At 69.9% G+C, this 15,337-nt stretch carries 12 protein-coding genes; 5 read left to right on the top strand and 7 right to left on the bottom strand.

All coding sequences use genetic code 11. From position 1 onward, the window contains the following. Window positions 1–5 precede the first annotated feature (5 nt). The gene (locus ACZ7SW_RS02500) at window positions 6–512 is read right to left on the bottom strand and encodes an NUDIX hydrolase (protein WP_009085315.1); all 507 of its coding nucleotides are present in this window, start codon (window positions 510–512) and stop codon (window positions 6–8) included. A gap of 101 nt (window positions 513–613) precedes the next feature. Between ACZ7SW_RS02500 and ACZ7SW_RS02495 the strand changes: the two genes are divergently transcribed. From ACZ7SW_RS02495 to ACZ7SW_RS02485, 3 genes are all read left to right on the top strand, one after another. Beyond that, the gene (locus ACZ7SW_RS02495) at window positions 614–2,059 is read left to right on the top strand and encodes a CCA tRNA nucleotidyltransferase (protein WP_470228641.1); all 1,446 of its coding nucleotides are present in this window, start codon (window positions 614–616) and stop codon (window positions 2,057–2,059) included. Window positions 2,060–2,169: 110 nt separating this feature from the next. Beyond that, window positions 2,170–3,495, top strand: coding sequence for a sensor histidine kinase (locus tag ACZ7SW_RS02490; protein WP_470228640.1), 1,326 nt, complete (start codon window positions 2,170–2,172; stop codon window positions 3,493–3,495). Further along, window positions 3,480–4,313 carry a class I SAM-dependent methyltransferase gene (locus tag ACZ7SW_RS02485; RefSeq protein WP_470228639.1) on the top strand — a complete coding sequence of 278 codons (834 nt, stop codon included), beginning with the start codon at window positions 3,480–3,482 and terminating at the stop codon, window positions 4,311–4,313. Before ACZ7SW_RS02490 ends, ACZ7SW_RS02485 begins: the two co-directional genes overlap by 16 nt. Here the strand turns inward: ACZ7SW_RS02485 and ACZ7SW_RS02480 are convergent. From ACZ7SW_RS02480 to ACZ7SW_RS02460, 5 genes are all read right to left on the bottom strand, one after another. Beyond that, complete coding sequence (locus ACZ7SW_RS02480; protein WP_470228638.1) at window positions 4,299–6,191, bottom strand: TNT domain-containing protein; 1,893 nt, start codon at window positions 6,189–6,191, stop codon at window positions 4,299–4,301. The two genes, ACZ7SW_RS02485 and ACZ7SW_RS02480, sit on opposite strands and share 15 nt — an antisense overlap. A gap of 124 nt (window positions 6,192–6,315) precedes the next feature. Next, window positions 6,316–8,544: an ADP-ribosylglycohydrolase family protein gene (locus ACZ7SW_RS02475; RefSeq protein WP_470228637.1), complete on the bottom strand. Its 2,229-nt coding sequence runs from the start codon at window positions 8,542–8,544 to the stop codon at window positions 6,316–6,318. Next, entirely contained in the window at window positions 8,545–9,915 is a 1,371-nt protein-coding gene (locus ACZ7SW_RS02470; RefSeq protein ID WP_470228636.1) for a TNT domain-containing protein, read from the bottom strand. It lies immediately after the preceding gene. Between the two features lie 20 nt (window positions 9,916–9,935). Further along, window positions 9,936–10,238 (bottom strand): hypothetical protein, encoded by a 303-nt coding sequence (locus ACZ7SW_RS02465; RefSeq protein ID WP_344282493.1) that lies wholly within the window; start codon window positions 10,236–10,238, stop codon window positions 9,936–9,938. Window positions 10,239–10,318: 80 nt separating this feature from the next. Continuing rightward, window positions 10,319–11,629 (bottom strand): MFS transporter, encoded by a 1,311-nt coding sequence (locus tag ACZ7SW_RS02460; RefSeq protein ID WP_470228635.1) that lies wholly within the window; start codon window positions 11,627–11,629, stop codon window positions 10,319–10,321. Window positions 11,630–12,972: 1,343 nt separating this feature from the next. Between ACZ7SW_RS02460 and ACZ7SW_RS02455 the strand changes: the two genes are divergently transcribed. Further along, a complete protein-coding gene (locus tag ACZ7SW_RS02455) occupies window positions 12,973–13,554 on the top strand; it encodes a YqgE/AlgH family protein (RefSeq protein WP_037809108.1) in 582 nt (193 codons plus the stop codon). Here the strand turns inward: ACZ7SW_RS02455 and ACZ7SW_RS02450 are convergent. Beyond that, window positions 13,551–13,970 carry an SdpI family protein gene (locus ACZ7SW_RS02450; protein ID WP_470228634.1) on the bottom strand — a complete coding sequence of 140 codons (420 nt, stop codon included), beginning with the start codon at window positions 13,968–13,970 and terminating at the stop codon, window positions 13,551–13,553. The genes ACZ7SW_RS02455 and ACZ7SW_RS02450 overlap by 4 nt on opposite strands. 65 nt (window positions 13,971–14,035) lie before the next feature. Between ACZ7SW_RS02450 and ACZ7SW_RS02445 the strand changes: the two genes are divergently transcribed. Beyond that, on the top strand, window positions 14,036–15,196 hold the full coding sequence (locus ACZ7SW_RS02445) for an esterase-like activity of phytase family protein (RefSeq protein WP_470228633.1): 1,161 nt from the start codon (window positions 14,036–14,038) through the stop codon (window positions 15,194–15,196). The last annotated feature ends 141 nt before the right edge of the window (window positions 15,197–15,337 follow it).

Raw genomic sequence — 15,337 nt, 5'->3', positions numbered from 1 at the left:
CCCTCTCAGCCGCGCTCGTCGGGCGCGAAAAGTTCTGCTGCCCCGCGAACCAGCTTGCGCTCGTCCGCGTAGGCGAGGGTGGTCTCCAGCTCGGCCAGCGGGACCCAGGCGACCTCGGTCACCTCGACGTCCTCGTCCGACAGCTCGCCGCCGGTGGCCTCGAGCAGGAAATGGTGCACGGTCTTGTGCACCCGGCGCTGCTGCGCGACGAACCAGTAGTCGATGGTGCCCAGCGGGTGCAGCACGCGCGCGGAGATGCCGGTTTCCTCCTTCACCTCGCGCACCGCGGTCTGCTCCACCGTCTCCCCGTCCTCGATGTGGCCCTTCGGCAACGACCACAGCAGTCTGCCGTGTCGGTCGAGCCGCCCGATCAGCACCGCGCGTTCCCGCTCCGGGTCGACGACCAGTCCGCCCGCCGAGGTCTCGTCGACCGTGGTCAGCCGCCTGCCGCGGTGGCGCCGTCGCCGCCGGCGCGGCGTCGGCGGTCCGGCGCGACCGGCAGATCCAGACATGCTGCGATGCTAGAGCAAACGGCCGCCCGGGTACTCTGGCTCTCCGTGTCCGTGTCCGGCGGCGTCCGCAGCGTTGGCGCCATTTTCGTGGTGGGATTCGAGTGAACAACCTGGTCGCCCAGCAGAACGCGGTGACGGAATTGATGCGAGTGTCCCCGCTTGCCGACGAGCTGGCCGAGCGCTTCGCGCGCGCTGGCCACAGCTTGTACCTGGTCGGCGGCAGCGTGCGAGACGCGCTGCTCGGCAGGCTGTCGAGCGACCTCGACTTCACCACCGACGCGCGCCCGGATCGGGTGCTGCAGATCGTGAGCGAATGGGGCGACGCGGTCTGGGACGTCGGCATCGCGTTCGGCACCGTCGGCGTCACCAAGAACGGCACGACGCTCGAGATCACCACCTTCCGCGCGGACAGCTACGACCGCGTCGGCCGCAACCCCGAGGTCACCTTCGGCGACACCATCGAGGGCGACCTGCTTCGCCGGGACTTCACCGTCAACGCGATGGCGATCGACCTGGTCGGGAAGACGTTCATCGACCCGTACGACGGGATGGACGCGCTGCGGCTGAAGGTGCTCGACACCCCGGCGCTGCCGCAGGAGTCGTTCGCCGACGACCCGCTGCGGATGATGCGCGCCGCCCGGTTCTCCGCGCAGCTCGGCTTCACCGCCGCGCCGCGCGTGGTCGAGGCGATGACGTCGATGGCCGAGGAGATCGACCGGATCACCGCCGAGCGGGTCCAGACCGAGCTGTCGAAGCTGATGCTCGCCCCGGATCCGCGGCCGGGCCTGGAGCTGCTGGTCGACACCGGGCTGGCCGATCGCGTGCTGCCCGAACTGCCCGGGATGCGGCTGGCGATCGACGAGCATCACCAGCACAAGGACGTCTACCAGCACTCGCTCACCGTGCTCGCCCAGGCGATCGCGCTCGAGAAATCGCACGAGCCGACCAGCGAGCCGGACCTGGTGCTGCGGCTGGCCGCGCTGCTGCACGACGTCGGCAAGCCGGCCACCCGCGAGTTCACCCCCGGCGGCGGCGTGAGCTTCCACCACCACGAGGTGGTCGGTGCGCGGATGACCCGCAAACGTTTGCGGGCGCTGAAGTACTCGAAGGAAATCATCGAGCAGGTCTCCCAGCTCGTGTTCCTCCACCTGCGGTTTCACGGGTACGGCGGCGGCGAGTGGACCGATTCGGCGGTCCGCCGCTACGTCACCGACGCCGGCGACCTGCTGACCCGGCTGCACAAGCTCGTCCGCGCCGATTCGACCACGCGCAACAAGCGCAAGGCGGCCGCGCTGCAGGCGACCTACGACGACCTCGAGGCCCGCATCGAGCGGATCAAGGAGCAGGAGGACCTCGACCGCGTCCGGCCGGACCTAGACGGCAACGAGATCATGCGGCTGCTCGGCCTCCCGCCAGGCCCGCAGGTCGGCCGAGCCTGGAAGTTCCTCAAGGAGCTGCGGCTCGACCGCGGCCCGCTGGAGCACGACGAGGCGGTTGCCGAGCTCAAGAAGTGGGCGAAGGCGGAGGGGCTCGGCTCGGGCGAGTAGTCCCGGGAAGTGAACTCAGGATCGCGGGTTCGCCACGATCCCCCTTTGGCCTCTGGATCATCGACCGGGCAGCCGAGATACTCCCTGTCTCGAACCGAACAGGGGGATCGATGACGCGGCAGCACGACGGGGACCGGCGCGGTGCCAGCTTTCTCGTCATGTTGCTGCGGCGCGGCACCCCCGCGCTGGCCACCGCGACGACCGGGCTGACCGACGAGATCGCCGATCCGACCCCGGTGCGCGCGCTGCAGCGGATCTCGCGAATGGCCGGTCCGGTCGACGAACGGCACCACGACGGGTTGCTGTTGCGCGCGGCCCGGTACGTGGTGCTGGTCCCGCTCGTCTACCGGCTGCTGGTGGTGCCGTCGACGTTCGCCTCGTACGCGGTCAAGCACGGGTCGGCCGGGCTGGCGTCGGTCGCGATCGTCACCGCGTGCTCGGTCGCGCTGAGTGCGTTCGGCCTGTTCTGGATGATGCGCCGGGCCCCGTTCCGCAGCGACCTCGCGGGACGGCTGCTGCTGGCCGACCTCGTGGCCACGCTCACGTTCGAACTGTTCCTGGGCGCGACGGTGTCGCCCGCGGTGTTCCACGACGCGGTCGGCGTCGCGGACAAACACCTGCTCGGCAGCGTCGCCCTGCTTACGCTCGCCGTCGGCATCCCGTCCGGGATCGGGCTGGCGGTGCTCAGCCTGCCGGTGCGGCTGCTGTCGGACCTGCTCAACCACGGCACGTTCGATTTCGCGCAGGCCGCGTCGCTGTACCCGACGATGTTCGGCGTCCTGTTCACGGCGGTCGGCGCGCTGATCCTGCTCGGGCTCGGGATCCGGCTGGCGCTGGCGTACGGGACCCGCAACGGGCGGCTCGCCGAACGCGCGCGGCAGCACCGGATGCTGCACGACACGGTGCTGCAGACGCTGGAGGCGATCGCGCTCGGCGGTCCGGGCGATTCGGATCAGCGCCTGGTCGAGGTGCAACGGCTGGCCCGCGCACAGGCGATCGAGCTGCGGCAGACGATCGAGACCGCCGCCGCGCAGCGGGCCGAGGAGGGCGCGCGGCCGCTCGGCGAGAAGCTCGCGGCGCTGGCGGCGGAGATGGCGCGCGACGGTCTGCGGGCACAGCTGGTGATCGCTGAGCTGGACAACGACACGCTGTCGGAGGTCCGGCAGATCGCGATCCGCGACGCGGTGCGGGAAGCCATGCGCAACACGATGAAGCACGCGGAGACGGACAAGGTCGTGGTACGCGTGGAGGAACGCAACGGCGGGATCGCGGTGATCACGCGGGACCACGGCACCGGGTTCAGTCCGCAGGACCGGCCCGCCGGGTTCGGGATCAGCGAGTCGATCACCGCGCGGTTGTCCGAGGTCGGCGGGACTTCGCTGGTCGAATCGAGTCCGGGAAGCGGAACGAGGGTGACGTTGTGGGTGCCGCTGTGAGCGGGGTGGCTGGTGCGCTGGCGGCGTATCGGGACGGTGATGTCGAGCGGGCGAGTGCGCTTGCCTTGGCTTCCGGGACTCCGTTGGGCGCTGAGCTGGCGACGTATCTCGCGGGTGAGTCGAGCGGTCCGGTGTACGACCAGCCCGCCGCGTTCACGGCGTTCATTCGCGGTGGCGGGAACGTCGAGTTGTACCGGCGGTTGAGCGAAGAACTGGCTGCGCGGTACGACTCCTGGCGTCCGGCGGCGTTGCTGGATCTCGGGTGCGGCGACGGGTTGGCGATCGAACCGGCGCTGGCCGCGGCTGCGTTCCGGCCGGAGCGGATCGACCTGGTGGAACCGTCGGAAGCGCTGCTCGCGGACGTCGAAGTCCCTGGTGCGCGCCGGTTTTCGTTGACCGCACAGGACTTTCTCGCCGCGGATGGTTCCACGTGGAACCTCACGCAGTCGACGTTCGCGCTGCAGTCGGTCGAGCCTTCGACCCGAGCCGAGGTGTTGAGCGCGTTGCGGCCGAGGACGGAACGGTTGGTGCTGGCCGAATTCGACGTGCCGGACACCGCCGACCTGGAGTCGCTCGCGCGGCGGTACGAACGCGGCGTCGCCGAGTACGGCGAGCAAGCTTCCCTGGTGGCACAAGGATTTCTGCTGCCCGTGCTGCTCGGCGTCGCCGCCGGGAAGGCGCGGACGAACTGGGAACATCCGGCCGCGCAGTGGACCCGGCAGCTTGAAGCAGCCGGATTCGCCGACGTGACAGTGGAACCGCTCGCGGACTACTGGTGGTCGCCCGCCGTGCTGATCACGGCTTCACAGCCGGGATAGCGTTCCCTGCTCCAAGTGCTGCGCGATCGGCCGCGGCAGCAGGTACGCCGTCGCTCCGCCCGGCTGTTGACCCCACGGATTGGTGACGCCGGTCAGCACCCGGATCGTGCGCTGCACGCGGTACTCGTGCCGGTCGCGTTCGCGGTCCGGCGTCAGCGAGGTTTCGAGGAACCGCACCGAATTCGCGTGCACCAGGTTGCCGGCCTCGGGGCCGAACCGGACCACCGTCGTGCCCGCGGGCAGCGCGACGATCCGCTTGCCGCGGAAGAACGACAGCGGCGGCTCGCCGCGCATCGGCAGAATCGGCCAGTCCGCGGGCTGATCGGATTCCTCCGCGGCCTGCGGCGGCAGCATCAGCAGCGTGCCGAGGAGGAACCGGGCCGCGTCGGCGAGGTTGGCGAACGCGACCGGTTCCACCGTCGGCGGACGCGACACCTCCCAGCCGTTTTCCGCGCGGCGCAACGTCCACACACCCTCGGCGGGCACCTCGTTCGCGCCGATCCGGTACGCCGACGACGGCACGCCGTGCTCGACGAGCCGTTGCTGTAACAGGGCCAAAGTCTCGGCCCCGCGCAGTCCATGGGTCTGTTCGCCGCGGACCGCGCGGGCGAGCGCGCTGTCGTCCGGGAGGTCCGCCTCGGTACGCCCCGGACGCGGTTTGCCGAGCACGTCGGCCTCGGCGGTCGCGCGGACCAGATCGCGCACGATCGGCGGCCGGAACCCGGCGGCGCGGATGTGCTCGACCAGCTCCGGCTCCGGCGGAACGCCGTATTTGCGCAGGTAGTGCGGCACAGCGGCGGGCCAGATCCAGGTGCCGTCGGTGTGGAAGGCCTGCGGCACGTCCGGCGGCGCGCCGGGCGCGAAGATGTCCGGCTGCGGGACCGGCCGGTGCAGGACGACGGGTGCGCGGAACAGGTAGTCGAGCACGCCGCGGACCTGGTCCGGCGGCACCGGCGGACGGTTCACCACGGGCCGTTCGCCCTCGTTGTGCACGTCGACCGGACGCGCCTGGCGGAACCCGACGGTCAGCGGCAGCCCGGCCTTCGCGCCGAGCCAGTCCGGCAGGTGCTTGTCCGGGCGCGGGAAGCGGGTCAGCTCGACGAGATAGGACTCGCGGGCGGGCTCGCCGCCGTCGTTGGGCGGCAGCCGCCAGTCCGGCTCCTGGTCGGCGTCGAAGTCGAAATCGAACTGCGAATCGGCGTCGAGGGTGAAGGTGCCTTGGAACCAGGTGCCGCTTTCGGGCTGGTACATCGCCGCGCGCAGCTGAGTGAACAGCGTGCTCAGCTGCGGCGTGCCGGGCAGCGACACCGAAACCGGGCCGTTCTCGTCGCCGACCGCGCGGACCTCCAGTTCGGAGTAGTCGCCGACCTGCCGGAACTGCGCCGCGACCCGCGACCATCCGCCGGGCACCTGGCGCAGCGTGCGGCCGATCCCGCGCAGGATCCGCGTCTGGTCGCCGCCCTCGGTCTCGGCCTTCGGCTCGCCGTAGTCGTGCCGGGTCAGCCACAGCCCGGTGAGCTGCTTGCCCGGGACGGTCACCGAGAAATCGGTGAGCCCGAGCTGCGCGGCGCGCGCCGGATCGTGCCGCGTCCAGCGCAGGGTCAGATTCGGCTGGTCGCCCGGAGCGACCTCGAACAGTTCGTCGTCGTATTCGACGTAGGTGCGCAGGTCGAACGTCGCGGGCACCTCGTTCGCGAGTACGACTCTCGCCGGCTTGCCCTCGTGCTCGCGGTCGAAGCCCTCTGGCGCTTCCTCGTCGCCGACGACCGTCAGCAGCAGCGTGCCGTCGGTGGTGGAGCGCCGCGCCGCGAAAGTGCGATCGTCGAGCGTCGCGTACAGGCCGTCTGGGCGTTCTCCCGATTCCACCCGGTACCGCACGTCTGGTTCCTCCCCGAAGTCCCCCGTGTAGCCGCAACGAACCTATCTGACCGTGTCACGACCCGACCATCGGTCACCGGAGACGGGAGAATATGCGCCCACAAATACCTGCTCGAGTGACCGATCAGTGCCGTGGGTAGCGCTGAACCCAGGCTTCGCCGAGTGCGTTCCGCGCCGAATGGCGGTCGAAATGCCACAGCGCGTCGGTCGCCACCTGTTCGATCAGGTGGTGCAGTTCCAGCTGCTCGACCCACTTTCGGGGCAGCCCGGGAACGCCCACCCGCGCGCCGAGCAGCGCACCGGTCAACGCGCCGGTGAGCGCGCTGCGGCCGGAGTGGTTCACCGCGCGCAACATGGCCTGCTCCGGGTAGTTCTCGAACCCGGACAGCGCGGCGAACGAACGGCCGAGGACGGACAGCGTGCTCTGCCCGTCGCCGATCAGCTCCGGCATCCGCAGGTCCGGCAGACCGTGCTCGCCGAAGAACGGCACCGCCTCGGCGACCAGGTCGCGCACCGGTCCCCATTCCGGGCCGTCGTGCTCTTCGAGAACCTCGCGGGACAGGTTCCACACCGGATAGCTGAACGAGTCCTTCGTGAGCGCCTTCTCGAACACCCACGCCAGGTACGTCGCCGCGGCCACGTCGTCCGGCTGGTGCGTCACGCCGGCCAGATCGCGCACGACCTGGCCGATGCCGCCGCTGAACCCGGTGCCCGGACCGGCCGCGGTCAGCACCGCGGGCAGCGCGCCGAGCAGCGCGGTCGGGCCGGACAACGGCACGGCTTGCGGATCGCCGGTGACCAGCGCGTGGTACGCGTTGAGCTCGGCGTCGTCGATGGCGCGGCGGGCGTGCAGTTCGGGCACCTTGACCAGGAAACCGTCGGCGTTCTGGATCGCCGCGCCCTGCGTGTGCAGCCAGCGGCCCAGCGCGCCGCGGACCACGCTGGGGAATAGCTTTTCGACGTCGCGCGACTCCGGCTGCTCGCGATGCGGGCTGCGGATCACCGCCTCGGTCAGGAAAAGCAGCCGCTGGGTCATCGCGCCGATCCGGCCCGGCTGATCGAAGGCGAGCGGCAGTTCGCGGACGCCGTCCGGACCGTAGGTCGAGACGATCTCGTCCAGCCGCATCCGGTCGACGGCCGACCCGAGCGCCTCGCCGAGCGCGAACCCGACCCACGCGCCGACGACCCGCTGCCAGCCGTACCGGAAGTTCTCCAGGTTCGTCTCGGGGTACTTGCCGAACGTGTCGAGCTTCGGCACGATCCGGCCCTCGTTGTCCCACGACGGCACGAGACCGTTGGCGCGCAAGTCGTTCGGCCGCGAGCGGCTCGGCTCCGGCTGCTCGAACCGGCGCAGCCACGACCGGCCGAGGACGGTCTTGCGGCATTCGTCGGCGGTCAGTTCGAAACCGTGCCGCCGCGCGCGTTCCGCGGCCGCCTTCGGCACGTCGACCGGCTTCTCCAGCCCGATCCGGGCGGCGGTCTCGACGGCGAACTTCTCCAGGTCTTCTTCGATCTCCGGGCAGCGGCCGTTCTCGTCGACCCGCGGCTCGTGGCGGGGGAACCGCTTCGCGATCGTGGTCAGCTCGGCGCCCGCGACGTCCTCGAACGTCGCCGGTCCGCCGTTGATCACCAGGTTCGGCGGGTGCTCGAACTCGGCGAGCGTCGCCAGGTCGACGCGCCACCAGGCGTGCTCGCGGGCGGGCAGGTGCCGGGTCGAGCTGAAGACGCGCAGCTCGTTGCGTTCCTCGGAGAAGTAGAAACGGTCGGTCGCGCCGGTTTTGAGGTCGAACGGCACGAAGACCTCGCAGCGCAGCAGGCCGATCAGCAGCTGTTCGCGCGAGAGCCAGCCGACGCTGGCGAAGGCGAGGAGGGTTTCCAGCGGGTTTTCCGGCTTGGGGTAGCCGCGGCGGATCGGACCGGCCTTGTACTCCGGGTTCTCGCGTTCGTCACCGGTCTGGTGGCCGTCGTTGTCGACCTTCACCCATCCCGCGACCGCGGGCAGCGGCACGCCGAGTTCGCCGAGCCCGGCCTTCGCGTACTCCGGGTCGACGACCTCGCGCCAGCTCTCCTGGCCCGGGTACGCGACCGGGGTGCTGAGCCCACCCGGATGCGGATGCGCCTGGCGCAGTTCGCCGTCCGGCTCGCGCACGAGCACCGACGGCGCGGGGAACAGTTCCTTGTCCGGACGGCCGTCGTCGAGGAACGCGACGGTGTTGTAGGGGATCGACCAGCCTTCGGGGACCCGCAGCACGCGGTTGTGATCGACCCGGAGGCCGCCCGGCCCGGAGACCTCGGGGCCGTGCACGGCGCGCAACCACTTCCCGACCTTGTCTACCGCTTCCGCCGCTTCCACCTACTCGATCCTCTCCAGGCTTCCGTCGGACTCGTGCTCCGCGATCGGCTTGGGCAAGACGTACGCCACCGCTCCGCCAGGAAGGTTCGCCCAGGCCACCGTCACCCCGGTGATCACGTGGAGTGATCTTCGGAGGCGAAAAGTGCTGGTCATGCGCTCCCGTTCGAGTGGCAGGGACGTCGTCGGGAACCGTACCGCCTGGTGGTGGACCAGGTTGCCGGGTTCTTCACCGAATCGCAGGACGACGGTACCTTCCGCCAACCGAGTGAGTCTCTTGTTCCGCAGCAGCGTGAGGGGAGGGTCACCCGGCACGGGCTGGACCGGCCAGTCGGCGACCTCCCTCGCCGTTTCCAGCGGGGTTTCGCGGCCGCCGGTCGCGCGGGCGGGATGCAGCAGGAGCGCGCCGAACAGCTGGTGAGCGGCGTCTTCGAGTCCGGCGAAGGTCTGCTCGCGGCCGTCCGGCGCGACGACTGCCCAACCGGCTCTGACCTGGTAGAGGCTCCATTTTCCGGCTTCCCGGCCGCCGAGACAGCGGACGTCGCGCCAGATGCCGAAGGAGTCGAGCCGGTGGCCGAGGTGGGCCAGCAGTTCGGCGTCGGACAGGACCGGATCCGGATTGGTCTCCCGCTCGGCCGCGACGTCGGCCGCGGTCCGCTGGAGGTCGTCCGCGGTCGGTCGCGGACGGGGCTTCCCGGCGAGGTCGGCTTCCGCCGTGCGGCGCACCAGAGGTTCGACGTACGGGGGGTGAAAGCCCAGGTCGCGGATGTGCTGCAGCAGTTCGGCCTCGGGTGCCGCGCCGTGTTCGCGCAGCTGCTCGGCCACCTCGACCGGCCAGATCCAGGTGCCGTCGGTGCGGTGTCGTTCGCCGACCGCGGCCTCGCGTTCGAGGTACCGCAGCACGAGCGGCAGTTCTTCCTCCGACAGCGGTTCGCCGGTTCCGGCTGTGGCACGCCGGAATTCGACGCCGAGCTGGAGGCCGACGTGCAGCCGCCACCAGTCGGGAAGGTGTTCGTCGTCGCGGGGGAAGGTGGCGAGTTCGGCGAGGTAGGCGCTCGAATCGGGCGGCGTGGTCCACGGGGGCTCGCCGTCGGTGAAATATTCGAAGTCGAACGTGCCTTCCGGGGTGAGCACGTAACGCGCCTGAACCCAGGTGCCCCGGCCCTGCTGATACATCTCGGCGCGCAACGCAGTGAGCCGCTGGACGACCTCGGTGCTCGCGACGGTATTGCGCGCCTGCACCTCGAAATGGTCGCCGAGCTGGGCGAACCCGATACCGGCCGCCGCGTCCGGGTCGGCCCGGTTCGCCCGGATCAGCCGACCGATCTCGACGAGCGCCTGCTGACCGGTACTCGTTGGTTCCACGTGAATCATCCCGTCCGGAGCGGACGGCATCAGGACCCGCGACGGCGGTTCTGCGGAACGGTTCCGCGCGGACGGACGCGGCGCGGGGTCGGCCGCGGAGCAGGCATAGAGGAGGCGTGCTGCGGTTCGGGGGCGTCGGCCAGGTGCTGGACAAGGGCCTGGACGGTCAACGCGAGCTGCGCGGGCGTCGTCCGTTCGAAGGCGTCCGGGGCGAACTCGAGCCGGCCGAGCGTGCCAGCCGGCCCGGCGGTCGCGCGGACGAGCCCGTCGGGCGAGGTCAGGACAGCTGGAGCGGCGTCGAGACGGGCACGGTCGTCGCCGATGGTGCTCACGGTGGCCCCTCGTGTCGGTTGCGCGTGCCGAGATTAACTCGACCGGGTCACAAGTCACCCTAATGCCAAACGGTGAGTTACTACCCCCGTTTGGCTTCAACGGTTTGCGGCAGCGAATCGCCGCGGCGTCGGCGGGCCAGCAGATATCCGGCCCCGCCCAGCAGATAGAGCGCGGTCGCGACGACCATCAGCTCCGGCGAGTACCCGTTGTCCTTGACGAAGGCCGCCGCGATCGAGACCGCCACCACCTGGGTGATGTTGAACAGGGTGTCGTAGAGAGCGAAGACCCGTCCGCGCGCCTCGTCCGCGACATCCAGCTGTACCGAGGAATCGACGGACAGCCTCAACACCTGGCCGGTCCCCATGATCAGGAACGACGCGACCACCGCCAACGGCAGCGACATCGGCAACCCGAGCGCGGCCTGCGTGACCGCTGAGATGAGCAGCGACCCCAGAACCGTCCGAACCCGGCCGACCGACCGGATCAGCCGCGCCGTCACCAGGCCAGCTACGAGAATGCCCGCCCCCGCACACGCGACCAGCTGCCCAAGCCCCGGTAGTCCCGCTCGGAAAATCCCGTCGTCAGTGAAGTAATTGCGCATCAGCAACACGCTGACCAGCAACGAAATCCCGTACGCGGCACGATGTGCGAACAACGCGACGAACCCGGCTGTGACGTTGGGTGCCCGCCAGGCGTGCCTCGCTCCGTCCGCGAGCCCCCGCGCAACCGCCACGACCGGATTAGTCGGCTCGTCGACGACGGTCGGCCCAAGCACTCCCTTCGCGAACCGATGCGCGAGGAAGGCCGACAGCAACGCCCCGACCGCCGCGAACGCCGTGGTCTCCGCCGAGCCGACGTCCCCCGACCCGAACACCGCCCGCAACCCGATCGCGCACCCGCCCCCGACGACCGCGATCGCCGACCCGAGCGTCGCCGCCACCGCGTTCGCGGAAACGACCGCCTTGGGCTCCACGATGTGCGGCAACGCGGCCGACAGCCCAGACCCGATGAACCGGCTGATCCCCTCGGCGAGCAACGCGAGCGAAAACAACCCGATCCCGCCCACACCCGCACCCACCGCGAAGACCGACGCCACGATCGCGGCAGCCCTCACGAGATTGGCGAACACGAGCACCCGCCGCCGATCCCACCGGTCGAGCAACGCCCCCGCGAACGGCCCCACCAGCGAATACGGAAGCAGCAAGGCCGCGAACCCCTCCGCGATGGCCAGCGGATCGGTCGCCCGCTCGGGATTGAACAAAACGGCCCCAGCCAACCCGGCCCGGAAGACGCCGTCCCCCCACTGCGCCGCGAACCGCGTGAACAGCAACCGCCGAAACAACGGATCCCGAACCAACTGCCAACCCAGCCGCCGCTCCCCCACCGTCACCCCGCAACCCTACCGAGACCCCCCGACAAAACCCCCAAAAAAACAAGCCCCCAACACTCCCACGACGCACCAGCCCCGCCAGACACCCAACGAAGCACTACCCACCACCCAGCGAGACGCAGCACAACACGCAACCGAGCCGCGCAACCCCCACGGCCAAAGAAGATGCAGAACAGCCGCCCGCAACACACCCACCCCACACCGGACCCGCAGCCAGCTAAACGCCGCACCGAGCAAGAGGAGGCCGCACCGAGCAAGAGGAGAGAGACAACGAGAGCAGACCCCAGCACAGACACCGCTCCGCGAGGCACCGAACACCCACAAACCAGGACAGCTGAGCAGACCACCCACAACCCGACCCAAAGAGACCGAGCGCACCGCAACCCGAGGCCGAGCGACCGCCCCGCAAAAAGCACCACCACAAACCAGCGAAACGCAAGCACCCGAAGCGCAGAAAGCACACCGCAGACAAGGCCCCCAAGCGCCCGGAGCGCAGAAAGCCCGCACCGCTGGCAAGGACCGCAAGCGCCCGAAGCCCAAAAGCACGCCGCAGGCAAGGGCGCGCAAGGGCCGGAAGTGCAGAAGGCACGCCGCTGGCAAGGACGCGCGCAAGCGCCGGAAGTGCAGAAAGCCCGCACCGCTGGCAAGGACCGCAAGCAACCGAAGCGCAGAAAGGGCGCACCGCTGGCAAGGACCGCAAGCGCCCAAAGCGCAGAAGGCGCACGCCGCAGAAAACAAAGCAATGGCCACCTGCGGGCGAACACCGCAGCAGGGACCGATCACTCTCACGCACACAGAGCGTGCGAGTCACAACAGAACGAAAAGCTCACAACAGAACGAAAGCTCACGACGGCACAGCAAAGCGCAGCCAGCCCGCCCCACACCGCCAAGTGCCTCAACAAACCCGACAGGGATCAACAAACCAGACAAACTTCCAGCAAGCCCCACCACTAACTACCGGGGCTAACCACCGGGGCAACAACCCACCCGCACCCCCACAACCCAACCCACCCACCCCGAAGCCAAAGGGGGCTCCGCCCCCGCCACCCCGAAAACCGCCACCAAAGGCACCGCGGGGGTCCGGGGGGCTCGGCCCCCCGGGTACTCGGCGCCGGTGGCCGGGGGGAAGGTGCGAAGCGCCGAACAGGAAGAGCCGACACCGGCGCACTCGTTTCGCCTCTCGGCGGCTTGGCGCAGTGTGGCTCCGGCCGGACCGGTATTCCACAAAGGCGGTTCTTCAGTGAGCCCGGGGGACACGAGTGCGCCGGCTCACTGTTCTCAACGAGGCGCGTGGTGCTGGTGTTCCCGTGCCGGGAGGATTTCCCGTGGCGGGTGATGGGATCATGGGTGGCGTGCCAGCGGACGCCGAGGTTGAACCGGGAACGCTCCTGGTCGCCGCACCCACGATGTTCGACCCGAACTTCAAGCGGACCGTGGTGTTCGTGATCGATCACCGGGCGGAGGGCACGCTCGGGGTGGTCTTGAACCGGCCGTCCGACGTCCCGGTGAATGACGTCCTGCCGGGGTGGGGCGCGCACGTCGCCGAGCCTCAGTCCGTCTTCGTCGGCGGGCCGGTCGACAAGAAGACCGCGCTTTGTCTCGCCGCGTTGCGGACTGGGGAGACCGCCTCCAGCGTTCCGGGCGTGGTCGCGGTGCGGGGGCCGGTCGCGCTCGTCGATCTGGACAGCGATCCCGAGGTTCTCGTGCCGAAGGTGCGGGGCGTGCGCGTGTTCGCGGGCTACGCCGGATGGGACTCAGGGCAGCTCGCGGGCGAGATCGAGCGCGAGGACTGGGTGATCGTCCCCGCGTTGCCCAGCGACATTCTCGCGCCGCCCAGCCGCGATCTGTGGGGACAGGTACTGCGCCGCCAGGGGGTGCCGCTCGCGTTGCTGGCCACCCATCCCGGCGATTTGCAGCGGAATTAGGCCTCGCTGGACTTCTGCAGGACTCCGCAGCCGCCGGCGCCGCACGCGCAGCCGCTGCAACCGGACGGGACCGGCGCGGGGGCGGGCACTGTCAGCGCGGCTCGGGCACCCATCCGGGCACCGGCGACGACCATCACCAGCAGGCCGAGCAGTCCGACGATCGCGGCGGCCACCAGGCCAGCGGTAGCGGGGATCGCGAGGCCGGCGAGTCCGCAGACCACCGCGGCCGCGCCGCCGGCCAGGGTCGGGATTCCGGCCACCCGGTTGGCGAGCTTGAACGCCTCTTCGCTGCGCATCGAGGCTTCGGTCCGGACTCCGGCCCCGCTTGCCCTGCTCAGCCGTCCGCGCATGCCGAGGAAACCACCCCAGCCGACGACGACACCAAGGACGATCGGGACGAGCGCGATAGCGAACACCTCTTGAGGATAAGCGTGACCTCACGGCCATGTCCCGGATACCCTCGTCGGCTGTGCTAGCGGCCATGTCTTCGTCCACGCGACACCGGGTGCTCGCCGCCGCCGGGATCGTCACGCTGTCCTTGCTCATCCCGGGAACCGCCGACGCCGCGCCGCGTCCGGTCCGGCTGCTCGGCGAGCAGCGGGTGCCGCACAATCTGCAGTTCCAGGGCACGACGGTCGGCGGGTTGTCGTCGATCGACTTCGATCCGCGCACCGGCGGCTACGTCTTCATCAGCGACGACCGCTCCGCGATCAACCCGGCGCGCTTCTACACCGCGAAGTTCGACGTCAGCGCCAACGGTGTGGGTCCGGTCACCTTCACCGGCACACAGCCGCTGCTGCGCCCGGACGGCACGCCGTACCCGCCGCTCGCGAAGAACGACCCGGCCGCTCCGCAGAACGAGCAGACGATCGACCCCGAGGAACTGCGCGTCGACCCGTGGACCGGGCATTACGTCTGGTCGCAGGAAGGCGACCGGCTCGCTGACCAGCACCTGATCCAGCCGTCGATCCGCGAAGCCGCCCGGGACGGCCGCTACGTGCGCGATCTGCCGCTGCCCGCCAACGAGCGGATGACGCCGGACGCTGGTCCGCGCCGCAATTACGTCCTCGAAGGCCTCGCCTACACCGGCTTCGGCACACTGCTGGCCAGCGAGGTCGAGGCCCCGCTGCTGCAGGACGGGCCGCCGCCCACGCCGACGTCGGGCGCGTTGTCGCGGATCACCCTGCAGAGCCGGTTCGGGCACGTGCTCGCGCAGTACGCGTATCCGCAGGAGAAGCTTTTCGCCGCGCCGAAGCCCGCCACCGGGTTCGCCGACACCGGCGTTTCCTCGATGCTCGCGGTGAACCAGGCGGATCCGACGAAATTCCTGATGATGGAGCGGTCCTTCGTCACCGGCGTCGGCAACAAGGTGCGCATCTTCGAGATCGACACCACCGGCGCGACGAACGTCCTCGACACCCCGTCCCTGACCGCCGCCAAGCACGTCAAGCCGGTGAAGAAAAAGCTGCTCGTCGACCTTTCCGACCTTCCGCTGTCCACCGTGGACAACATCGAGGGGATGACCTGGGGCCCGGCGCTGCCGTCCGGTCAGCGCAGTCTCCTGCTCGTGAGCGACAACAACTTCTCCGCGTCCCAGGTGACCCAGGTCGTCGCTTTGGCGGTCCCGTCGGAACGGCTTTGACCAGCGCGTTACGATGAGTGCATGAACACGGCTCGGCTGCTCCTTGGCCTGCCGCGCTGACCTGGTCCGATGACCGGCTCGGCGCGGCGACCCCTCATGCCTTCTGGCTTGGGGGGTCGAGTTGTTTCTGGGAGTGGCTCG

This window comes from Amycolatopsis sp. NPDC114484 (assembly GCF_055633755.1).
This window is presented reverse-complemented; position numbering and strand designations above follow the sequence as displayed.